The organism is Streptomyces sp. H39-C1, assembly GCF_027158125.1.
Lineage (GTDB): Bacteria > Actinomycetota > Actinomycetes > Streptomycetales > Streptomycetaceae > Actinacidiphila > Actinacidiphila fildesensis.
Map to the genome: position 1 here is coordinate 1 of NZ_JAPVLS010000112.1, position 5,605 is coordinate 5,605.

Here is a 5,605-nt window from a genome sequence, read left to right on the forward strand (position 1 = left end):
GCCCTAAAGGGCCTTAAATGAATTCCTTTCGGAATTCCAAACCCCCCATGAATTCCCCTTCGGGGAATTCTTTGTGGTTTATGTCGTGCCCCGTTGGGGCACTTGGTTGGGGTGTTTGCATTCCCATTCAGGGAATTTGTGTTGAGTTTCGTTTCGGTTTCCCTTTCCCGTTAGTCAAGGGCAAAACGGGTTCTGAATTCGCTTCGCGTATTCAGGTTGGCAGTGTTCCATCTTCGCGGGAACACCGGTTTTCCGTCGTGCTCAAATCCGTGTAATGGCGGGAATTCCGCTTCGCTGCATTCCATTTTGCTGGGTGTTTCCTTTCCCGAACGCTTCGCTTATCGGGAAGGGCGCGCGTCCGTCCGGACCGGCGGGGGTGTGAGGGGGGTGCGGTGGGTGCATCACGTCCTGGCCTGTGTAGTTACTGGGGTTTCGCTCCGCTACCCCGGGGCCGGCCCCACCTGTCCAGGTGTGGCGCGCGGGGGGCCGACTCCTTTGTGTGCTACTTCATGAATTCCTGATCTGAAGGTGCGCACCGTGGCTTGGTGCAGGCTTCTGGGTGCTGGATCGGGAATGATGCAGATGTAGTTTTGGCGAATTTGAGGCACACCCTCGGGGCGCTGTCCGTGTGTCGAGACGGCTGGTTGGAGCTGGATTCTGAGCCGGTTTCAGATGATGCACTGCGTAGGGCAATCCCGTTCCTGGATTGGGTGGTGGGTGTCTCGGTCCCGCAATTGTATCAACGTTTATGGGTGTCGGCTGATTAGTTGGTTGACTGGGATTGTTCGGTGCGTTGCTTTTCGTTCCGAGTGAGTGTGTGCATGCGCCATGCGTTGCCGTATCTGATGCTCAGTTAGATAGAAATGCAATGGTGAATTGAAGGGATGGAATGGGTGGGGGTGGGTTGGGCGGGGTTCGGGGAGAGGGGCGGGGTGCCCCTTCGGGACACCCCGGCGGGCAGACTCCCGCGCTCCCCGGGCCGGCCATCGGCCACCCCAACACCCGCCCACCGGCACCACATCAACAGCCACGTCCCGGCTTGCAAACCAGAAAAGACCCGGCTAGGCCAGCCACAACAGACAGGGGTGAGCCGCCAGCTACCCACCTGACACGCTGAACCGGTGACTACAGCCTCAGTCAGGCCGGGTGCGTCTCCCTTGGATCTGGTGTGCCTCGTGCCAGCAGCGCGGTTCCTGCGGCAGCAACTGCTGCAAGAGGCGCGAGCGTTCTGGCACGAGCAGATCGTCACCTCTACACGCGGGCCGATCCTGACTGCCCGGCACATGTGTCAGGGAACTGTCCTACTGGATGGAACGCCCAAGACAGTCGGCCTTCTCATCGTGCCGGACACCGCCATCTTCTCCAACGGCCACGGGAGAGCGGCCTTCCGAGAGCACCTCGCATGGCTCGCCGAAGCCTGGACCGGCGACTACCCCGGCTTGCTGGCCGCAGCAACCGCCGCCGTCGTGAAGGCCAAACGCAACGGCATACCCCTCGACTGGGCCGCGGCTCTCCCTTCCCGCGGGCAGTCCAAGTAGCAGCCCCCGCCCCGACCGACGCCTGACCACTCACATCTCGCCACGGCTACGCTCCCGGGCGGCACGCCGGGCCTCCCGCCGCGCCTCCTTGGCCAGCACCTCGGCCCACTCGGCCTCCGCTTTCGCCAGCCGGTACGGGCAGACGATGTCCAGCACCCGCTCGTACACCCGCTCCCGCACCTGCCGCCCCGGCCACACGAACAACCCACCCCGCACGTACCCGCGCACCACCCACGGCTTCACGTTCAGCCGATCGGCCACCCAGGCCACGCTGGACCGCCTGGTGACCCGGGGACGCTCCCCCGGATCAGCCTGCTCCCGCTCCCTCACCCGCTCATTGATCAGGAACACCACCTGCGCCTGAAAGCCGTCCGGCACCAACTCCCAGCACACCTGGCCCTGCCCCTCGTCGCAAGAAAAGTCGTGCCACTGCTCGCACAACACCGGCCGCATCGTGCTCGTGTCATCACTCATGACCCCACCCTGCAGAACTCGGCCTGTGGACAGAGACGAGCCGTGAGCAGTAGCGGGCTACTCCCCCAGCTCCCTCAGCAGCTGCTCACGCTCGGCCGCTTCACGTTCCAGCACCGCGTCGAACACCGCCCGGTCGTGCCGTTCCTCGATCGCCCCGCGGACCAGAGCCAGCAGCACGTCCGGGGGCAACGCCTCGGCCTGCGTGGTGCCGGCCGCGGTGAACGCGCGCCGGTCCGTCGCCTTCACCGGCGCCGACGGCAACTGGTACCGGGCCACCTGCTCCTCCGTCACCGCCACCCGCACCAACTCGCTCCTTCCCCCGTGGGCCGCAGCGAACGCTGCGACGTCCTCAGCCAGGGCGACCGGCAGCCAGACCCCGGACGGGTCCAGGTCCCCGATGTGCAGCAGGCGCAGCGGCCGGGTCTCGGCGGCGGCGCGCAGCGCGGTGTTGCGTTTTTCGGGCAGCGAGTTGAAGCCTCCGCCGGAGCGCACGTCGATGCCGAAGGGGTGGGCGATGCGGGTCAGCATCGGGGCCATGCCCGCGCTCTCGCAGAAGATCTCGATCCGGGCCGGCTGCCCTTCCTGCCGGTCGAGGCGGAAGTTCGCGGCGGCCTGGCGCATCTGGGTACGGAAGTCCTCGAGGCCGGCGAACTCAGGGGGCGGGGACAGGCAGGTGCCGGAGTCATCCCGGATCGCCTCCCACGCGATCCGGTCCGCACGCCGGGCCATGCCCAACACTTCGGCCAGCCGCTTGTAGCCGCGCTCGGTCTTGGGCAGCGCGCCGTCGGACACGGCGGCGTAGAACACCTGCCGGATCGAGAGCGGCAGCTGCTCGGCGTACCGGGCGAGGATGACGTCGACCGCCGCTAGGAGCTCTACCGTCTGCGGCCGCGGCCGCCAGGCCGGCTGATAGCCCCGGGGGCGGTGATCAGGCATGTCGGGCTCCCCGGGACGGCGCTGGGTGGCAGGGACGCCGTGGCGTCCTTCCCGGTCAGGTTGCCGTGTCGGGCCGGGCGGGTGGAAGCCGCCGGGCCGGGCGCTTGGTCGCGGGCTTGGGGCGTTTGTGGGTGCCGGAGCGCGTGATGTCCAGGGCGAAGAACGAGGTCAGCGGCGAGCCGGTGTTCCAAAAGCCCAGCAGATCGAGGTCGATGAGGACCAGGGCGTGCTTGGCGGCGAAGTCCCGGCCGGGCTTGGTGAACGGGCAGGTCGCGACGAACACCGGGATGTCGGCGCCGTGCTCGGCGCGGGCGGTGCCGTTGAACGTCTGAATGTCCCGGCTGCCCACCGACCGGTGCGGGGCGTAGCGCTTGCACTGGATCACCAGCTTGCGGCCGTCAGGCAGGAACGCGATGACGTCGGCACCCAAGTCCCCCGCTCCCCCGACGCGCACCACATCGGAGCAGCCGTCACGGCGGCACAGATCCGCCACGTACTCCTCGAACTCCCGGTCATTCATCGCCAGCACCACATCCATGGTCCGACGCGCGTCCACGCGGGCCTGCTCCGCCAGGCGCAACTGCTCAGCACGCGCCTCAGCCCGGCCCATCCGCGCACGCCCCACCACGACCACTCCGGCCCCGACCGCGACCAAGCCCACTAACACCAGCAGCAGTTCCATGGCTCTGCCCCTCCCCCGTCCTCGTAGCCGAGTGTGGGCGGCGGGGCAGAACCTGGGAAGACCGCCTTCCTGAAGGAGACTGACGATCGGGTGACTGGAGTGGCGCTGTCGTCTTTACGGCGTAAAGGTGCTCGTATCGGCTGAGCCTGCCGGTAGCAACCGGCCGCCGGCGTGTACCGCTCGATCCGGTGGTTCTCGGGATGGTTGCGTTGGCGGTGTTCGGTCGTCTGGCATTCTGTGCAGACCAATCCGAGTACCTACGGGGAAGCGACGGAGGCTGTCTCTTGAGTACCACCACCCCTGCCCAGCGGTCTGCTACCGCTATGGCGGCCAGGGCCATCGGCCCGAAGTTCATCATCGTCATCCAGCAGAAGGGCGGCGCCGGGAAGAGCACGATAACCGTCAACCTGGCGGCCGTGAGCGGGCGCAGCAGTGTCATGCAGAACGACATCGAAGACGCCGCGGTCGTCGCGGCCGGTGTCGACCCACAGGGCAGCCTTGAGGACTGGGCTGACGCTGTGCCCGAGGAAGTGCTGCCGTTCGACTACCTGGTGACGCGGGGGAAAGTCGGCATCCTGACAGAGCTCAAGGACAGCCCCACCCGTAAGCGCGTGATCGTGGATACCCCCGGCTTCATGGAGATCGACCCGGATGCGGAGTGGGGCGACGATCCACTCGGGGAGAGCCGAGTTGCGGATGCTCTGCGCGAGGTGCTGGAGCTGGCTGATCTGGCGATCGTGCCGATCACACCAGAGTTCCTGTCGTGGAAGCCAGCCGAGTTCACCATCGAGCGCATCCTGAAGCCGCGGGGCATCCCCTTCATCGTGGTGATCAATCTGCACGACCCCCGGGACGGCGACACGGCGCTGGACAGGGTCAAGACGTGGATCGACGAACACGGCTATCCGCGGATGGCCGATCCGATCCGAAAGTACAAAATTCACGCACATGCGGCCGAGAACGGTTTGACGGTCGTGGAGTACAAGGAGTCGGGCACCGCGCTGAGGGCCCGCGAGGACTTCATGAGCCTCGCCCTGTGTGTAGAGCAGAACCTCTGATGGGCCGCCGGTTGAACTCAGGTGCCGGTGTCGGCGGGCGGCGGCCGGAGTCGGCGACGGATGTGGCGCTGAAGCTGCCCACTCCCCCGCAGCGTCCGATCGCTGACACTCCGGTGCTGATCGGTGAGGAGCAGGAGGTTTTTGCTCGCTGCGAGGCCGCGATCGAAACGCTGCAGTGGGCGTTTTGGGCTGCGGGCAAGGCGCTGCAGATCGTGCGTGACGGCCGGCTCTACCGGGGCACTCACAAGACCTTCGACGCCTACCTGGAGGACCGGTGGGACATGTCGCGGGGGCAGGCGGACAAGTTGATCCGGACGTGGCCGGTCGCCGAGTCCCTGTTCGATTCACAGTCGAACGGTTTGACGCCAATTGGCGTCAAAAAGCTGAACCAGGCCACGGTCCTTGAGTTGGTTCCGGTCGCTGACCAGCACGGCGTGGAAGCGGCGGGCGTCGTGTATCGCACGGCGTTGGCGGTCGATGGCGTGCCGGTGACAGCGGAGGTCATAAAGGCTGCGGTGAAGGCGCTGCCCAAGGGCGAGAAGTTCGACGTGAAGGCAGCGACGGCGGCGGCACGCAAGGCGGTCGAGAAGTTCGCCGCGGTGGCCCGGCCTGCTATTCCCAAGCGCCGCAGCGCTCGCAGCGCAGAGAAGCCAGCAGCGGGGCCGGCGAGCCTGTCCGATGCTCTGCCGTGGGGCTCACCGGATGCCCTGGACCGGCTTCTGCGGGAGCACATGACGCCGGAGGACCGTGTGATGTTGGCGAAGCTGTTGGCGGTCGACTGACGGCCTAGTGGTCAGCCGGCCCACACGATGTCGAGGACGTACAGGTGCGGCGGCTGGGTAGTGCGGTTGATGACGTACAGGAGGCTGAGCTGCCCGACGGCGGCGCCGCGCAGGTCCGCTCCTTCGGGGTCGCTG

General features: G+C 66.6%; 6 protein-coding genes. 3 read left to right on the top strand and 3 right to left on the bottom strand.

Annotated features, from left to right (window positions below):
* The first annotated feature begins 1,340 nt into the window (after nucleotides 1-1,340).
* The gene (locus O3W51_RS41715) at nucleotides 1,341-1,538 is read left to right on the top strand and encodes a hypothetical protein (protein WP_269288973.1); all 198 of its coding nucleotides are present in this window, start codon (nucleotides 1,341-1,343) and stop codon (nucleotides 1,536-1,538) included.
* A gap of 30 nt (nucleotides 1,539-1,568) precedes the next feature.
* Here the strand turns inward: O3W51_RS41715 and O3W51_RS41720 are convergent, their stop codons facing one another.
* From O3W51_RS41720 to O3W51_RS41730, 3 genes are read right to left on the bottom strand one after another with little or no spacing between them, the layout of a single operon-like run.
* Nucleotides 1,569-2,012 (bottom strand): hypothetical protein, encoded by a 444-nt coding sequence (locus tag O3W51_RS41720; protein WP_269288975.1) that lies wholly within the window; start codon nucleotides 2,010-2,012, stop codon nucleotides 1,569-1,571.
* A gap of 57 nt (nucleotides 2,013-2,069) precedes the next feature.
* A complete protein-coding gene (locus O3W51_RS41725) occupies nucleotides 2,070-2,948 on the bottom strand; it encodes a hypothetical protein (protein WP_269288977.1) in 879 nt (292 codons plus the stop codon).
* A 55-nt stretch (nucleotides 2,949-3,003) separates the two neighbouring features.
* A complete protein-coding gene (locus O3W51_RS41730; RefSeq protein ID WP_269288980.1) occupies nucleotides 3,004-3,630 on the bottom strand; it encodes a restriction endonuclease in 627 nt (208 codons plus the stop codon).
* A 284-nt stretch (nucleotides 3,631-3,914) separates the two neighbouring features.
* Here O3W51_RS41730 and O3W51_RS41735 point away from each other — a divergent pair, with 284 nt between their 5' ends.
* Together O3W51_RS41735 and O3W51_RS41740 are read left to right on the top strand one after the other, a co-directional pair.
* Nucleotides 3,915-4,688 carry a ParA family protein gene (locus O3W51_RS41735; protein ID WP_269288983.1) on the top strand — a complete coding sequence of 258 codons (774 nt, stop codon included), beginning with the start codon at nucleotides 3,915-3,917 and terminating at the stop codon, nucleotides 4,686-4,688.
* Nucleotides 4,688-5,470: a hypothetical protein gene (locus tag O3W51_RS41740; protein ID WP_269288986.1), complete on the top strand. Its 783-nt coding sequence runs from the start codon at nucleotides 4,688-4,690 to the stop codon at nucleotides 5,468-5,470. The genes O3W51_RS41735 and O3W51_RS41740 overlap by 1 nt, the downstream gene beginning before the upstream one ends.
* The last annotated feature ends 135 nt before the right edge of the window (nucleotides 5,471-5,605 follow it).